Here is a 16,195-nt window from a genome sequence, read left to right as displayed (position 1 = left end):
CCATCACCCTAAGTAATGTCATTAGGTTAAGGAATTTGTCCGGCTGCACCAGAGGTGCAAAAGCTTTGTAGAAATGGAAAGGCTCAAGTTTTGAGTGTGCCAGAGGTACACAACGCCGACGTTCCGTACCTCTGGCACGGCTAATCAGGCTTAATGCTTTACTACAAAGCTGTTCCCCCTCTGAGGGATATCACTAACTTACTAACATTGCACCCTGAGCTTGTCGAAGGCGCGCGTAAAGGCCCGGCCCACCATGCTTCGACAAGCTCAGCATGACACCCATTTTTAAATATGTCAAATCTAACCATAGTTACCACTGCCGATGGTTCAAAAACCATTTACAATGCCGAGGTTGGCGAGCACTATCACTCGCGCCATGGGGCTTTGCAGGAGAGCCTGCATGTATTTGTGAGATCGGGCATGGAGTATTTTTTGGATAGAAATGAGGTTGATAGCATCAATATTTTAGAGGTTGGTTTCGGCACCGGTCTCAATTTTTTGCTTACTGCCGATGCCTGTTCCAATAAACAAATACAACTTAACTATACAGGTATCGAAGCCTATCCGCTTAGCGGCGAAATGATGGCGCAAACCGGGTATGAGCAATATGTTCCGGCTTTGCTTTGGGACCAGTTTAATAACAACTATCCGCAGGCATTAAAAACCACGGTTGATATCAACAACTCGGCGCATTTGCAAATTGCCAATACCCAACTTTTAAGTTTTGAAACAGAGCAACAATTTGATGTTGTTTATTTTGATGCCTTCGCCGCCATCCATCAACCCGAAATGTGGAACGAGGAAGCCATTGGCCATACCGTTAGCTTTTTAAAACCGGGCGGGGTATTTGTTACCTACGCCATTACCGGCAACCTGAAACGTATGCTTAAAGCATTAAACTTTAAGGTAGAGAAGGCACCTGGCGCACCCGGTAAGCGCGAAATGCTGCGGGCGGTTAAGCAGTCTTAAACTATCACTGCAATAATTTAAATCAATCTACCATTAGGGGACACCTACCGAGCCTCAAAACTCTTTTCATACCAACGGTTAGGAGGCACCTACGGAGCCAAAAACCTCACTCATATTTGCTACAAACATGGTACTCCTACGGAGTTTGAAATATTCGTCATATAACTCCGTAGGAGTACCATGTTTATAAGTTACGATTTTTTCAGCGTTTCCGGCTCCGTAGGTGCCCTCTTTTGTAAAAGCACTTCCCCAGCATCAAAAGCCAATAATTACCTCTCTAACAAAATATTAGCTTTCGGCCTTGCGCCCTCTGCTTTAAGCTTTTATATAATGCTTATTTTTGCGGCATAAACAAAACATCTATGCCGTTAAAAGCTCCAGAAACCGCCCCTACCGCTACCATAGCGTTTAACAGGTTACTTATTATTATGGACGACCTAAGGGCTAACTGCCCCTGGGATAAAAAACAAACCCTCGAAAGCCTGCGCCACCTCACCATCGAAGAAACCTATGAGTTAAGCGATGCCATCCTCGCTGGCGATATGCCCGAGATACGGAAAGAACTGGGCGATATTATGCTGCACCTGGTTTTCTACGCCAAAATTGGCTCAGAAACCAACGATTTCAATATTACCGATGTACTGAACGGCGTTTGCGATAAACTGATCAACCGCCACCCTCATATTTATGGGGATGTGGAGGTACAAAACGAAGAAGATGTAAAACGTAACTGGGAGCAGATCAAGCTTAAAGAGGGCAACAAATCTGTTTTGGGCGGCGTGCCTGCTTCCTTGCCTGCTTTGGTAAAAGCATCGCGCATACAGGAAAAAGCGCGCGGCGTTGGGTTCGACTGGGAAGAGAAAAACCAGGTGTGGGCCAAGGTTGAAGAAGAAATGCAGGAGTTCAGGAATGAATTTAATGCCGAAGATGAAAGCACCATAGACCATGAACGGGCCGAAGCCGAATTTGGCGACCTGATGTTTTCGCTCATTAACTATGCCCGCTTTATCAATATCAACCCCGAAAACGCCCTCGAAAAAACAAACCAAAAATTCATTAAACGCTTTCAGTACCTTGAACTTAAAGCCAAAGAAAACGACCAACAACTACAGGATATGAGCCTTTCCGAAATGGACGTTTTTTGGAACGAGGCAAAAAAACTTTAAAAAATATTTATCCTGTTGTAGCGTTTGGTAATTAATATGCGTAATGGTTAAAAATCTAATACATAAAAGGATTAAATATGAAACGTAATTTATTCTACCTGCTACCATTATTATTAGCGTTAGGCGCGGCTTGTTCACCAAAGGGCGATTCAACACCAATTCCGCAGCCACAGGGAACATTTAAAGGAAGCTTTGGCGCTTTGGTAAAAAAAGCAAGTGGTGCCGGTTATGATACCATCAGAGACACCGCTTTAATAATTAACCTTGCCGCAAACTCAAGATTTGCTGTAACAGGCGATACCATAAAGCATGCGGCCAGCAAAGGCTCATTTGCTTACAATGGTGTTTACATTCAGTTTAATGATTCGAGCAAAGTGGTAACCGGCACTGGTGCTAAGTTCCATTTAAAAGGCGTGTATCAATATGGTTATAACGGCACTGTATTTCAGTTACAACGCCTTAGCACCGGCGATACCTCCAACATCGTATATAATTTCAAAAAAATTAACTAACTTTTTATTGTTTTAATTACGAGCCGGTGCCTGTAATGGGTACCGGCTTTTTTAGTTATGATACCCCGGTGATCGTAATCAGAAAAAAATATTTTTATTTTGTATCACTTGGCTTGTTTGCCACGTAATGGCTTAAAACAAAACAACATTTAGCGGAACTAAGAACATTTAATGCATCCACCCCCTCGCATTACCGAAGAAGAGATCGTAAGGCAATGCAAAAAAGGCAGCTTAAAACACCAGGAATTGCTGTATAAGCAGTTTTATGGCTATGCTATGGGTATCAGTTTGCGTTACAGTTTAAACCGCGATGATGCCCTGGAGGCTGTAAATGATGCTTTTATAAAAGTTTTTAACGCCATAGGCAGTTACAATACCGATAAGCCTTTTAAAGCCTGGCTCCGCACAATTATGGTTAACACGGCTATTGATCGCCGTCGTAAAGACCTCAAATTCCAGCTAAATGTTGAATTGGATAACGCCGCGCCTGTTAGGAGTAACATGGGGCCGGTTGATAATTTAAATGCACAAGACATTTTAAAAATGATGGTTGAGCTGCCCGCCATACAGCGCACCATTTTTAACATGTACGAAATTGATGGTTACGATCATGAAGAAATTGCTACTATGCTCAACATTCCGGTAAGCTCATCGCGCGTTTACCTGAGCCGGGCTAAGGAACGATTAAGAAATATATTAAGAAAAGAAGCACACCATGGATGATCAGTTGGATAACGACTTAAGAAACCGGATCAGTGAGGTGTTTGACAATTACGAAGACACCACCGCCGATGAAGGCTGGCTGTTGCTCAGGGAACGTTTCCCTATGCAGGAAAAACAGCGCCGCCCGGTTTACCTATGGTGGGCAGGCGCGGCTGCAGCCCTGCTTTTATTTTTGAGTATTGGTCTGTGGGTTGTTTCACACAAAAATGGCGTTAATAACGGGAGTCAATCACTTTCGGTTAAGCCTGTAAAACCTATACAACCACAAAACAACCAGGTTGATACAGCTACAACGCAACCGGCCGTAACAAGTGCGCCTGCAGCCGATTTGGCAAGTACAAAACAACAGACAACTGTTCAGCAAAATGCGCAAGCACCGGTTCAACACACCAACCCGCTTAGCGGCGCGCAGGCTGGCGGGCAAAATACAATCGCCCAAAATGGCAAACAACCGGCTAAAGCCGTGGTAACACAGCCGGGTATTAATGTTAAGCAGTTTACGCCGGTGCAGGTTCCTGCTGTTAATAATGGTTTGCCTGTAGCATCGGCAAAAGTACCCGCTCAGCAACCTGTTCAGGCGGCTGATAACAACAATTTAAACACATCGCCATCTGTAAAAAAACAGGATAGCGTTAAATCAATATTGCCTAAAAACAACCAACCGCAATTTGCCGCTACACAGCAACCACCTGCTGCTAACTCGCAAAACAATGCAACACAGGCACCGGCAAATAAGCCAGAATCGCCTATACGTGTAAAACCGAAGGTAAACAGCATGGAAGCTTTGCTGGCCAGCGAGGATAATAAGCCTAAAAAAACAGACGAGATCACCAACGAAAAAAGGGTAAAATTCAGTGTTTACGCGGCTACGTTTTTCAACTATGCTAAGGGCAGCCAAAACCAGGTTAATGCAGGCGCGGGCTTTACTTCAGATATCAGGCTGAGCAAAAACATCAAGCTTTCTACCGGGTTGGCTATCGCGCAAAACACGCTGAGTTACGATAAAAACCAGCCATCAAATGAACGCTTGTTAGCCTCATTTTCGCCGGCGTTAACTACAGCGTACAATAACGTTGCTGATTTTAGCAAGGTGGCGGCAAGTCCATCAATTAAAAGCTACAATGCCAAACTGGTTGGTTTGGATATCCCGGTTAACATTAAATACGAGTTTAACCCGCAAAAAAACGATACGTATTTTTCGGCAGGTGTAAGCTCGGGCACTTTTGTTAACGAAGCCTATACCGCAAGTTATAGCTATCCCGGCCTGGCACAAGCGGCTGGTGTACAGCAACAAACCACCGACGAAACCACGCGTAAAAGCTTTAACAGCTTTTACTTTGCCAAAACGCTTAACCTTGCTTTTGGTATAGGATACCCGCTGGGTAAAACCAACCGCCTCATTATCGAACCGTTTGTAAAATACCCGCTTGATGGCCTTGGCTCACAGCAGATAAAATTTGGGGCAGGCGGCTTAAACCTGAAACTAAACTTTACAACACATAAAAAATGAAAAAGCGTTTACTGGTAATTGCACTGCTATTGGGTAGCGGGATACATTTGTTTGCTCAAAAATTAGAGGTTTCGGTACAGGCTACATCAGGTTTATTCCATTTTTCGGGAGCCTCGGCAACATCTACCACCATGATATTGCAAGGCTCAACCACCGGCGACCCAATGAACCGTGCTAATAACCCTTATGGCAATAAAAACGGTTTTAGCTATGGCGGCACCATACAAGGGCAGCTGGTAACAAAAGGGGGCTTTATTGTTGGCTTACAGGGCGGTTATGAAATATTGAGAAGTAAAGTTAACGCTGACAGGTATTATCCGATACCTCCGGCTGTACCCACCGAATATCAAACCTTGGTTGCTGTTGATTGGAGCTTTCCTGTAACAGGCCATGTGGCATTGCAAAATCAAACCATTAACCTAAACCCATATATCGGCTATCGTTTTAAGCTAAGCAAGGTTAAACTGGATCTTTTACCGGGGATGGATTGGGGCTTTATATTAGATACCCGCGATAAAGGTGAAGTGAAAGATAAAGATGGCAAAGTTTACAAAGTTGATTTTAAAAGGAGCAAATCGCCAACTGATGTAAGGCTACGTATGGGTGCTGTAGCAAGTTATGGCAGGTATGGTTTAAATGCAAGTTTTGCACATGGCATTACCAACTACAGAAAAAATTTGATTGGCGGCGTGAACGATGCGCATAGTAATTTGATCCGCCTGGGCTTGAGCTATCAATTGTTTTAACAGTAACTCAACTAAGATCACAAAAGGAGTTGCAGAAAATATGTCGATAAAAACTGATCTCTGATCGCCAACCTCTAATCGCTCTATTTAAACTGAATAGCTTTAACCGGCGAGATCCGGCTTACCAGCGATGACGGGATCATGAGTACCAACAAGCAAACTATCATGGTACCGATATTAAGTTGGATAATATCAAGCACATCAAACTCAACAGGTACAAATTTCATATAATACGAAGCCTGATCGAGCGCGAAAAAGTGGGTTTGTTGTTGAAAATAACCAAGGCCAAGGCCAAGCAGGTTGCCCAATAGCAAGCCCACTCCAATAAGATAAGTGGCATTAATAAGAAACACTTTCCTGATCTCCCAGTTACTGGCACCCATCGCTTTAAATATGCCTATCATGGAGGTACGTTCCAGTATCATGATCAGCAATGCCGAGATCATATTGATAACTGCCACGGCCATCATCAGCACCAGCATCACCACAAAATTTACATCGAGCAGGTTAAGCCATTCAAATATCGATGGGTAATCTTCGGCAATGGTATATTCCTTTAGTTTTACAGGTAAAACAGTATCGAGAGCATCGGCGGCTTCGTCGAGATGATCAAAATCTGAAATGCGGATCTCGTATTGGCCTATTTCGCCGGGCTTCCAATCGTTAAGGCGGTTAACCAATGATAGCGAACCGATAACAAAGGTTTTATCTACCTCCTCTACCCCAATATTAAAAATGCCTTTTATTTTAAACTGGCGGCGGCGTAATGGTTCCTGTACAAAATACATCAGCATTTTATCGCCAACTTTTAACCTCAAGCGGTCGGCAATGGTTTGGGAGATCATGATCTCTTTCTGGGCCTCAACCGAATCGGCAAAATTGATCACCTCGCCGGCAACCATCATGTTTTTGAAATAGCCCCAGTCGTAACTTTTGTCTACGCCTTTCAGCACTACACCCTCAATTTCGTTATTGGCTTTGATGATGCCCGGCTTGGTGGCCACCGGCATTACATGGGTAATGTAAGGGCTTTTTAGGGCGCGTTTGATAAAAGAACTATCGATAAGTACGGATGAACTTTCGTAAGAATTATTGAGATCAAACTTAACCGCACGGATATCGCCACCAAAACCGCGAACTTTATTGCGTATTTCGTGTTTAAATCCTTTAACGATAGCAAGCGACAATATCATTACACCAAGGCCCAGCATAATGCCAACAATAGCAATGCGCACTATCAATTTTGAAAATGTGCGCTTTGATTTGAATGTTATACGGGCTGATATAAAGGAGGCGAAACTCAATGCAGACTGATTTTTTGTACCTTCGCAAATATGCGGTTTTTGCTGTTAAACCTGCTATTTTTAAAATTGTTTCAACTCAATATTTTATGATGAAGTTCAAGACATTTTTACAATACACCTTAATAGCCATATTACTTACCCATACGGCTTGCAGCCAGGCTACAGATCATAAAACCGACAGTACAACATCGCCCAAAAAAGATAAAATAAACACCGAAATTATTACCGGAGCCGACCAGATTTCGCTATATATTGACTATATTAAGGGAAAAAATATTGGGATGGTAGTTAATCAAACTTCTGTTATTGGCAATAACCTTACACCCAGTGTTGATAGTTTGTTAAAGTTAGGCGTTACCATAAAAAAGATCTTCGGCCCCGAGCACGGCTTCAGGGGCGATGCCAGCAACGGGGCCAGCGTTAACGATGCTAATGATCCTAAAACCGGCCTTCCGGTGATATCCCTTTACGGCAACAAACATTACAAACCCACAGCTGATGACCTGCAAGGCATCGACCTGATGATATTTGATATTCAGGATGTTGGCACCCGCTTTTATACCTACATATCAACCCTGCACTATGTAATGGAGGCCTGCGCCGAAAACAATGTAGAGCTGATGATATTTGACCGCCCCAATCCTAACGGCTATTTAATTGACGGGCCAATATTGGATACTGCCTTCCGCTCGTTTGTGGGCATGCACCCCATCCCCATTGCCCACGGCATGACCATTGGCGAATATGCCCAAATGATAAACGGTGAGGGTTGGCTGAAAAACGGGGTAAAATGCAAACTGAATATTATTAAAGTGGCCAATTATAAACATAATCTGTATTATAAATTGCCGGTTAATCCTTCGCCTAATTTAAATACAGATCAATCGGTTTTATTGTACCCAAGCACTTGTTTGTTTGAGGGTACTACTTTCAGTTTGGGGCGTGGGACTATGCAGCCTTTTTTACTGATCGGTCACCCGGCACTGAAAGGGAAATACAGTTTTTCGTTTACACCTAAAAGCATACCGGGTATGAGTGAAAACCCACCGCAGAAGGATAAAGAGTGTTTTGGCATCGATCTGGAAAAAATGTCGGCAGATGAGATCAGGGGAATGGGCTCTATTAACCTGAAATGGCTTATAGAGTTATATAAAGCATTTCCGGATAAGGATCATTTTTTCAACGCTTATTTCAACAAGCTTTCCGGCTCGGCCGAGCTACGCAAGCAAATTGAAGCAGGCAAAAGCGAAAAAGAGATCCGCAAAAGCTGGAAACCCGGTCTTGAGAAATTTAAAACAACACGCAAAAAATATTTACTGTACGAATAACAACATCTTACATTTTACCTAAACATACTATGAGAATTATATTTATGGGTACCCCCCAGTTTGCCGTTGCTTCACTTGATGCCCTGATCACCGCCGGTTGCGATATTGTAGCCGTTGTTACAGCCCCAGATAAACCCGCTGGAAGAGGACAGAAAGTTAACGAGTCGGCAGTAAAACAATATGCCGTTGCCAACGGGTTAAAAGTATTACAACCCGAAAAATTAAAAAACGAAGAATTTTTAGCTGATTTGAAGGCTCTTAAAGCCGATCTGCAAGTGGTAGTGGCTTTCAGGATGCTGCCCGAAGTGGTTTGGAATATGCCGGCAAAAGGAACCATCAACCTCCATGCTTCGCTCCTGCCCCAATACCGTGGTGCCGCGCCTATCAATTGGGCTTTAATTAATGGCGAAAAGGAAAGCGGCGTTACCACCTTCTTTTTAAAACATGATATTGATACGGGCAACATCCTGTTCACCGAAAAAATCACCCTCACAGGCAGCGAAGATGCCGGCGAACTGCACGACAGGCTCATGAACAAAGGCGCCGGTATCCTGGTAAAAACAGTAAAAGCCATTGAAAGCGGCAGGTATAACGAGCACCCGCAAGCCGCGCTTACCGAAGGTGCGGAGCTAAAACATGCCCCTAAAATTTTCAAAGAGGATTGTTTGATAGATTGGACACAGTCGGCTATTTCTATTTATAACAAAATTCGTGGTTTGAGTCCGGTGCCTACGGCATATACCGAATTGAACGAAAAAGTATTAAAGGTTTACGCATCAGAATTTCAAATAGCCGAGCCGGGTGTACAACCGGGTGCCGTTTTAACCGATAATAAAACATATTTGAAATTTGCGGCGAAGGACGGGTTTGTTAGTTTAACAGATGTTCAGCTGGAAGGTAAAAAGCGGATGGGTATTGAGGATTTTTTGAGGGGTGTGAGGTTGTAAGGCGATTATAAAGTTGATTGCTTGCGGGGTCTGGCGGCGAAGTTTTGCCCCTCTGGGGCAAAGACACTGCGTTATATATTTGCTACAAAGCTTTTACCCCTCTGGGGTATAAAAATAAATAATTAGATATAACTTCTTGGGGCAAAGAATGGCTTGGCTTGCTTGCCGAAAAGCTTTTACTTCCTCTTAGGGATTTAAAACAAATGATAAAAAATTGAACAGCTTGTTTCATTTATATTATAGAATAATTTAAGATAGATACTTTGCTATTCTGCCCCAGAGGGGCAAAAGCTTTGTAGCATCACAAATCGACCATTTAAAAACCCCAGAGGGGTTTAACCTAAACCATGCAATTGTGGCAACAAACAATACATACACACAACTTTACACTCACATAGTATTCGCTGTAAAATATCGCGCTTCGCTAATTAGCGATGTCTGGGCTGAACGATTACGAAATTATATTATTGCCATAATTCAAAATCACGGGCATAAATTGATTGCTATCAACAATATGCCCGACCACATGCATCTACTCATTGGATTAAACCCCAATCAAGCGCTTTCAGATTTGGTTCGAATTGTAAAAAGCGACTCGTCCGAATGGATCAATAAAGAAAAATTAACCAAAGGCAGGTTTCAATGGCAAGAAGGTTATGGCGGTTTTACCCACAGTCGATCGCAGGTTGATAAAGTGGTAAACTACATATTAAATCAGCAACAGCACCATAGTAAAAAATCATTTTCGCAAGAATTTCAACAGATACTGCGCAGCTTAGATATTGAATTTGATGAACGATATATTTTCAAACAACCAGAATAGCGCAGCATTCTTTTGATTCTTAATATCTGTAGATACTCCTCGACACGCCGGCCCTCACCATCACCGCCCTGTCAAAACAAACATTCATCCGCCTCATTCCCACCCCATTTGTTACCTTTGCGACCTAAAATAATTACCAGGGAACGCATGGCAGATCATAGCAACCGCATTACAGCATTAAAAAACAACATCCAACCTTTACGCGATCAACTTATTAACCACGAGCTTTATAAAAATATCACCTCGCTTGATGAGCTTACTGTTTTTATGGAGCACCACGTATTTGCTGTTTGGGATTTTATGTCGTTGTTAAAAGCATTGCAGCAAAAGCTTACCTGTACCGTTACCCCATGGATGCCTACCGGAAACGCCAATACCCGCTACCTGATCAACGAAATTGTAGCCGGCGAAGAAAGCGATGTTGATGAACAAGGCAACCGCGCAAGCCACTTTGAATTATACTTACGCGCAATGCAACAGGCGGGCAGCGAAGCAACAGCTATCGGCAACCTGTTTCACGAATTACACATCGGCAAACATATCGACGAGGCATTGATCATTGCTGATATCCCTACCGCGGCACGCAACTTTGTTCAGCATACTTTTGAGGTTATTGATACTAATAAAGATTACCTGCAGGCAGCTGTATTTACTTTCGGTCGTGAAGATTTGATCCCGGATATGTTTGTGAGCATTGTAAAAGAGCTTAGTCAGCAATTACCGGGCAAGGTTGATATTTTACTTTACTACCTTGAGCGCCACATTGAAGTTGATGGCGATCATCACTCACAATTAGCCTATCAAATGACCGCCGAACTTTGCGGTGATGATGATAGCAAATGGGCCGAAGCAACCACTGCTGTTAAAGAAGCTTTGCAGGCGCGTATTGCACTTTGGGATGGAATACTTGCGGCAATAAAAGTGGAAGAAGCAAGCGAGATATAAATTCTTAACTCTAAAAATGTTAATTGCTGGTGCACGCGTGTCGCGTGTACCCTTCAGGACAGGTATTGAATATGTCTTTTTAAACCTTGCTATTTTCATAAGGAACACGCGGCACGCGTGCACCAGCTCAAGACAGTGGTTTACGAAATAGTTACCCTTACAACTTATTCAACTCATCCATCAGCACCTTGCTGTATTGGTTAAAATAGCGCCTCACCCCAAAGCCCATTACGGTTTGGATACCACGAGTAGCATTGGTTAAAAATACCTCATCAGCTTCGTACAAAATGTCAGGATTGATCTGAGCTTCAGTTAGCGGGATATTATTTTCTTCAGCCAGTTTGATCACTACCTGGCGCATTACGCCTTCCACGCAACCCTCGCTTAAGGCTGGCGTGTATAAATGATTTTGGTAATTGATAAATATATTCGAACTACTGGCTTCGCATAAATTGCCGCTTTGGTTCAGTAAAAACACATCATCAAGTTTGTTTTGCGTTTTATGCAGGCTCGCCATTACATAAATAAGCGAATTACAGGTTTTGATGTTAGATAGATAATTTGACGGTTTGGGCAGATCAGTAAACACATCCATGATCAGTCCCCGCTCGTTTAAAAAATATCGTGGTTCTTCGCTTGCAGTTAGTTCCAGGCAGTAGCCCATTTTGTTTTGAGTGGGCGTATAAAGTCCCTCGGCATCGCGATAAACGGTTAAACGCAGACGGCCGTGCTTTACCTTATTACGACGGGCCAACTCATTAACAATATTATTTAAAAACCAGCTATCCATTTGCGAGTAGCCATCAATTTTGAGGGCTTTCATTCCCCGTTGCAGGCGGTCGGCATGGAGTTCAGCAAATTTAAGCTTGCCTTTCATCAGCCGCATGCTTTCAAACAAACCATCGCCATATTTAAACCCCCTGTTGCTAATGCTTAGCAAAGGTGTATCTTGGGGAAGATATTCGCCGTTAAAGTTGATGAATACGGGCATCATATGGACGGATAGATGATATGAGGTTGATGGAGCTGGTTAATTAATTGGGGGTATTTTATCTCTCTTTAACGTATTATTCCTGGGTATCGGTATCTGTGTACTTACGCCATTTAGCCAGCACCGCTTCAAAATCTGCAGGCAATGGTGATTCAAAATGCACCTGCTTTTTTAATGTAGGATGCAGAAAGCCCAAAGTTTGGGCATGCAGCGCCTGCCTTGGCATCAGCGCGAAGGCGTTTTCAACAAACTGTTTGTATTTGCTAAAACTGGTACCCTTTAAAATTTTATCGCCCCCATAAGTAGCATCGCTAAATAACGGGTGACCAATATGCCGCATATGCGCCCTGATCTGGTGGGTACGACCGGTTTCCAGCTGGCACTCTATCAGCGTAACATAGCCCATTCGCTCCAAAACTTTATAATGCGTTACCGACCATTTGCCCTTTTCCGGGTCATCATATATCGACATCACCCTTCTATCGGCCACACTACGGCCGATGTAGCCGGTTACCGTGCCATCTTCGGGCAGATCACCCCAAACCAGCGCTATGTATTTACGGGTGATGGTATGATCAAAAAACTGTTTAGCTAACCAGGTCATGGCACGCTCGTTTTTGCTTATTAATAATAACCCAGAGGTATCTTTATCAATACGGTGCACAAGTCCCGGCCTGCCATCGTTACCCGGCAGCGTAGGTAATTGTTGAAAGTGATATACTAACGCGTTCACCAGCGTACCGGTGTAATTATTGTATCCAGGATGCACCACCATTCCCGGCTCTTTATCCACCACCAGCACGTCATCATCTTCATAAATAATATTGATGGGGATATTTTCGGGATAAACTTCGGTATCGCGCGGTGGATGCGGCAATACTACCGAGATCACATCAAGTGGTTTTACTTTATAGCTGGCTTTGATGGTTTTATCGTTAACCAGCACATTGCCCAGCTCAATAGCGTTCTGGATGCGGTTGCGCGATGCGTTCTCCACCCTGTGCATCAAAAACTTATCAATGCGCAAAAGCGACTGCCCCTTATCAACAACTACGCGGAGGTGTTCATAAAGGTCTTGTTCTTCCTGTTCAATAAGTTCGGGTTCGTATGCCATTTGAGGCGCAAAAGTAATCGTTTTTTGTGGTTCGTTAAACGTAATATTGCAATAGCATTAATACCGTATTATTTTATGGACATCGATCTGGAAATTTTTAGCCCTATACAACCCATCAACAACCAATTGTTTGATGCGAAGGGCGTAAAAGTTTTCATCAAACGCGATGACCTTATCCACCCCATGATATCGGGGAATAAATGGCGAAAGCTTAAATACGTACTTAAAAAAGCTCAGGATCAAGGTAAAACACATTTGGTAACCTTTGGCGGGGCCTATTCCAACCACCTGCTGGCTACCGCAGCAGCAGCCGCCAAATTCGGCTTTAAAAGTACGGGCATAGTACGAGGCGAGCAGGTTGATAACGATACTTTATTTTTATGCCGGTTGCATGGTATGCAACTGCAATTTACCGATAGGGATAGCTATCGCGATAAATCAGCCCTTTTTAACCAATTTTTTGGCCATGATGAGCAAGCCTTTTTTATTGACGAGGGCGGCGCATCTGCCGAAGGTGCTTCAGGATGCAGCGAACTTGTAGATGAATTAACAGAAACCTACGATCATATCTTTTGCGCCTGCGGAACCGGCACCACTGCTGCGGGCATTATAAACGGACTAAGCAGCCATCAGCTTAAAACAAAATTTAACGCCGTACCGGTATTTAAAAACGGTGGTTTTATTAGGGATGAGATAAACCGGTTTTTAACGGCTCCGGCAGATTACAATGTACTTACTGATTATCATTTTGGAGGATATGGGAAAGCCAATGATGAACTGATTAATTTCATCAAAAAATTTGTTGCAGAAACAGGCATATTGATAGAGCCTGTTTACACGGGTAAAATGCTGTATGCTTTATATGATCAGATTGAAAAAGGTGCGTTTGATCCGGGCAGCAAGATCTTAGCTATTCATAGCGGAGGGATTTGGGGATTGTTGGGGATGAAGGAAAAATTCAATTGACACTAATTACACGAATTTGGTCGAATTTACACGAATTATTTGATCGTATAGTTCGTTTAAATTCTATGCGACTCGCAAAACATTCGTGTAATTCGTATAAATAACTAACCACAATGCTAAGCATTCGTGTTTATCGGCAATTCAAAATAAAAGGTCGATCCCTCACCATATTCACTTTCTACCCACAACCTACCGTTATGCCTGGTTACAATTTCATTGCTGATATATAACCCTATCCCCAACCCCGACATGTGCGAGGCCAGATTCTCAACCCGATAAAACCTCGAAAAAACACGTTCTAATTGATCGGGCTGAATACCTATGCCAAAATCCTGTACCGATACCCTGAACTTATCGCCCCGTACATCGGCAGTGATAATAACCTGATCGGCCTTGGGCGAGTATTTAACAGCGTTGGTTACCAGGTTAATGATCACCTGCTCAATTCGCTGGCTGTCGCCGTTAATGAACAATCCATCAAATGGCAAATGAAAAATAAGCTTGTGCGACGGGTTGGTCTGTTGTAGTATTTCGCTCGATTCGGTAAGTAGTTTGATAATATCAAAATCGGTATAGGTGAACGGAAGCTTACCGGTTTGGATCTTGGTAACATCCAACAGATCGGATATCAGGGTGGTTAGTTTGCCAACCTGGTCGAGGGCTTTATTGGCCAGGGTTTTATTCCGCTCATCGGCAGCGAGGTTGCGTGCTATAATTTGCAGGTAACCTTTCAGGCTGGTAACCGGAGTGCGTAATTCATGACTGGCAAGGCCTATAAACTCATCCTTTTTTTCGTTAAGCAGCTTAATATCTTCATATAGTTTGGCGTTATCCAAAGCCACGGCCGCCTGCGCGGCAACGGCTTCAACAAGTTGCTCGTGCTCCGCGCTAAACATGGCAGGTTCCGGGTGCCCGAAAAATAAACCGCCTATCACATTACCGGCTTTTGCCCTTACAGGCACAGCGAGATAGCTTACTACTGGCAAATGCCCTTTCGGCTTGCCATAATGCGGATCGTTTTTGCCATAGCGAGGGTCTTTGGTTATATCATCTACCCTTACGGTTCCCTCGCCGCTAAAGGTTGGATGAAAAACCGCGGTGTTACGGGGCATCCCAAATTTCTCAAACGCCTCACGCGGTGCGCCGGATAACGTGAACAGCATGTACGATTCGCCTTGTTCATTAATAAGGTTATGAAAAAAAGCACCAAACTGAGCGCCGCAAAGCTGCGTGGTGGCATCGGTAACTTTTTGCAGGATGCTTTGAATATCCAGCTCGGCCGAGATCACCTGCCCTATCGAATTCAGGATCTCCAACCGTTCAGCATATTGTTGTAGCCGCTTTTCGGCCTGCTTTTGCCTGCCTATATCGCGTATTATTTTTGAAGCGCCTATCACTTTATTATTACTATCGCGCATGGGCGATACCGTGAGCGAGATCCTGATCTGCTCACCGCTTTTAGTTTTGCGGATGGTTTCAAAATGCTCAATGCGCTCGTTGGCCTTTATTTTCGAGATGATAAGCAACTCTTCGTCATAACGGTCTTCGGGTATTAATATGGTAATATGTTTACCTATTATCTCATTTTCGGCATAACCAAACAGGCGTTGCGCCGCGCCGTTCCAGCTGGTTATGATCCCATCAAGATTTTTGCTTACAATAGCATCTTCTGACGAATCGATGATCGACGCCAGCATAGCCTGTTTTGATTCGTCGGTTTTTTGAGCGGTAATATCTATCAGCATGCTCACCGCGCCTATCATCTCCTGTTGTTCATTAAAACGGGGCTTGGGGTTTGCCTGAATATACCTTATACCGCCATCGCCACGTTGAATTAACAACTCCTCCCCTCAACTACTTTTCCGGCTTGTAAGGTACGCCCCATAGGCGATTCCTCGTAAGGCAATACAGTGCCATCCGTCCGGAACAATTTCCAATCCATAAACCATTTATCCCGGCCAATATCCGGTTGCCTTCCCCAAAGTTCAACAGCGGCTTTATTAAAAGAAACTATATAACCTTCCTTATCGCAGGTGTAAACGCCAATGGGCAGGGCTTCGAGCAGGTCCCAGGCTTCGGTACCGGCAAGTGTGGCTTTTAAAGCTGTGTTGGTTGCGTTGGCTGGCGATGGTTTTGGCTGCATCATTACCG

16 protein-coding genes are annotated in these 16,195 nt (G+C 43.6%); 11 read left to right on the top strand and 5 right to left on the bottom strand.

From position 1 onward, the window contains the following. Positions 1-291: 291 nt before the first annotated feature. From mnmD to AAFN85_RS11820, 6 genes are all read left to right on the top strand, one after another. A complete protein-coding gene (gene mnmD, locus AAFN85_RS11845) occupies positions 292-969 on the top strand; it encodes a tRNA (5-methylaminomethyl-2-thiouridine)(34)-methyltransferase MnmD (RefSeq protein WP_347527490.1) in 678 nt (225 codons plus the stop codon). 362 nt (positions 970-1,331) lie between these two features. Then, positions 1,332-2,135, top strand: coding sequence for a nucleoside triphosphate pyrophosphohydrolase (gene mazG / locus AAFN85_RS11840; protein ID WP_347527489.1), 804 nt, complete (start codon positions 1,332-1,334; stop codon positions 2,133-2,135). Positions 2,136-2,212: 77 nt separating this feature from the next. Beyond that, positions 2,213-2,647 (top strand): hypothetical protein, encoded by a 435-nt coding sequence (locus AAFN85_RS11835; protein ID WP_347527488.1) that lies wholly within the window; start codon positions 2,213-2,215, stop codon positions 2,645-2,647. A gap of 171 nt (positions 2,648-2,818) precedes the next feature. After that, positions 2,819-3,370 (top strand): RNA polymerase sigma factor, encoded by a 552-nt coding sequence (locus AAFN85_RS11830; RefSeq protein ID WP_347527487.1) that lies wholly within the window; start codon positions 2,819-2,821, stop codon positions 3,368-3,370. Further along, positions 3,363-4,880 carry an outer membrane beta-barrel protein gene (locus AAFN85_RS11825; protein WP_347527486.1) on the top strand — a complete coding sequence of 506 codons (1,518 nt, stop codon included), beginning with the start codon at positions 3,363-3,365 and terminating at the stop codon, positions 4,878-4,880. Before AAFN85_RS11830 ends, AAFN85_RS11825 begins: the two co-directional genes overlap by 8 nt. Then, a complete protein-coding gene (locus AAFN85_RS11820) occupies positions 4,877-5,626 on the top strand; it encodes a hypothetical protein (RefSeq protein WP_347527485.1) in 750 nt (249 codons plus the stop codon). Before AAFN85_RS11825 ends, AAFN85_RS11820 begins: the two co-directional genes overlap by 4 nt. Positions 5,627-5,709: 83 nt before the next feature. Here AAFN85_RS11820 and AAFN85_RS11815 read toward each other — a convergent pair whose 3' ends face one another. Then, positions 5,710-6,861, bottom strand: coding sequence for an FtsX-like permease family protein (locus AAFN85_RS11815; protein WP_347527641.1), 1,152 nt, complete (start codon positions 6,859-6,861; stop codon positions 5,710-5,712). 155 nt (positions 6,862-7,016) lie between these two features. On the opposite strand from AAFN85_RS11815, the gene AAFN85_RS11810 reads away from it, so the two are divergent. From AAFN85_RS11810 to AAFN85_RS11795, 4 genes are all read left to right on the top strand, one after another. Continuing rightward, on the top strand, positions 7,017-8,258 hold the full coding sequence (locus AAFN85_RS11810) for a DUF1343 domain-containing protein (RefSeq protein WP_347527484.1): 1,242 nt from the start codon (positions 7,017-7,019) through the stop codon (positions 8,256-8,258). A gap of 29 nt (positions 8,259-8,287) precedes the next feature. Continuing rightward, positions 8,288-9,205 (top strand): methionyl-tRNA formyltransferase, encoded by a 918-nt coding sequence (gene fmt, locus AAFN85_RS11805; protein ID WP_347527482.1) that lies wholly within the window; start codon positions 8,288-8,290, stop codon positions 9,203-9,205. Positions 9,206-9,560: 355 nt separating this feature from the next. Next, on the top strand, positions 9,561-10,028 hold the full coding sequence (gene tnpA, locus AAFN85_RS11800) for an IS200/IS605 family transposase (protein WP_347527480.1): 468 nt from the start codon (positions 9,561-9,563) through the stop codon (positions 10,026-10,028). 147 nt (positions 10,029-10,175) lie between these two features. Further along, positions 10,176-10,973, top strand: coding sequence for a DUF3050 domain-containing protein (locus AAFN85_RS11795; protein WP_347527479.1), 798 nt, complete (start codon positions 10,176-10,178; stop codon positions 10,971-10,973). 157 nt (positions 10,974-11,130) lie between these two features. On the opposite strand, the gene AAFN85_RS11790 is transcribed toward AAFN85_RS11795, so the two are convergent. Then, positions 11,131-11,967: an aminotransferase class IV gene (locus AAFN85_RS11790; RefSeq protein ID WP_347527478.1), complete on the bottom strand. Its 837-nt coding sequence runs from the start codon at positions 11,965-11,967 to the stop codon at positions 11,131-11,133. A 73-nt stretch (positions 11,968-12,040) separates the two neighbouring features. Continuing rightward, positions 12,041-13,078, bottom strand: coding sequence for an RluA family pseudouridine synthase (locus AAFN85_RS11785; RefSeq protein WP_347527477.1), 1,038 nt, complete (start codon positions 13,076-13,078; stop codon positions 12,041-12,043). Positions 13,079-13,153: 75 nt separating this feature from the next. On the opposite strand from AAFN85_RS11785, the gene AAFN85_RS11780 reads away from it, so the two are divergent. Then, positions 13,154-14,044, top strand: coding sequence for a pyridoxal-phosphate dependent enzyme (locus AAFN85_RS11780; RefSeq protein ID WP_347527476.1), 891 nt, complete (start codon positions 13,154-13,156; stop codon positions 14,042-14,044). 116 nt (positions 14,045-14,160) lie between these two features. Here the strand turns inward: AAFN85_RS11780 and AAFN85_RS11775 are convergent, their stop codons facing one another. Together AAFN85_RS11775 and AAFN85_RS11770 are read right to left on the bottom strand one after the other, a co-directional pair. Further along, positions 14,161-15,885, bottom strand: a complete 1,725-nt coding sequence (locus tag AAFN85_RS11775) for a PAS domain S-box protein (RefSeq protein WP_347527475.1) — start codon at positions 15,883-15,885, stop codon at positions 14,161-14,163. Further along, complete coding sequence (locus tag AAFN85_RS11770; RefSeq protein ID WP_347527473.1) at positions 15,879-16,190, bottom strand: PAS domain-containing protein; 312 nt, start codon at positions 16,188-16,190, stop codon at positions 15,879-15,881. Before AAFN85_RS11770 ends, AAFN85_RS11775 begins: the two co-directional genes overlap by 7 nt. Between the last annotated feature and the right edge of the window lie 5 nt (positions 16,191-16,195).

This window comes from Mucilaginibacter sp. CAU 1740, from assembly GCF_039839285.1.
Classification (GTDB): Bacteria; Bacteroidota; Bacteroidia; order Sphingobacteriales; family Sphingobacteriaceae; genus Mucilaginibacter.
The sequence above is the reverse complement of the archived record's forward strand: the minus strand, read 5'-3'. Positions and strand labels throughout refer to the sequence as shown.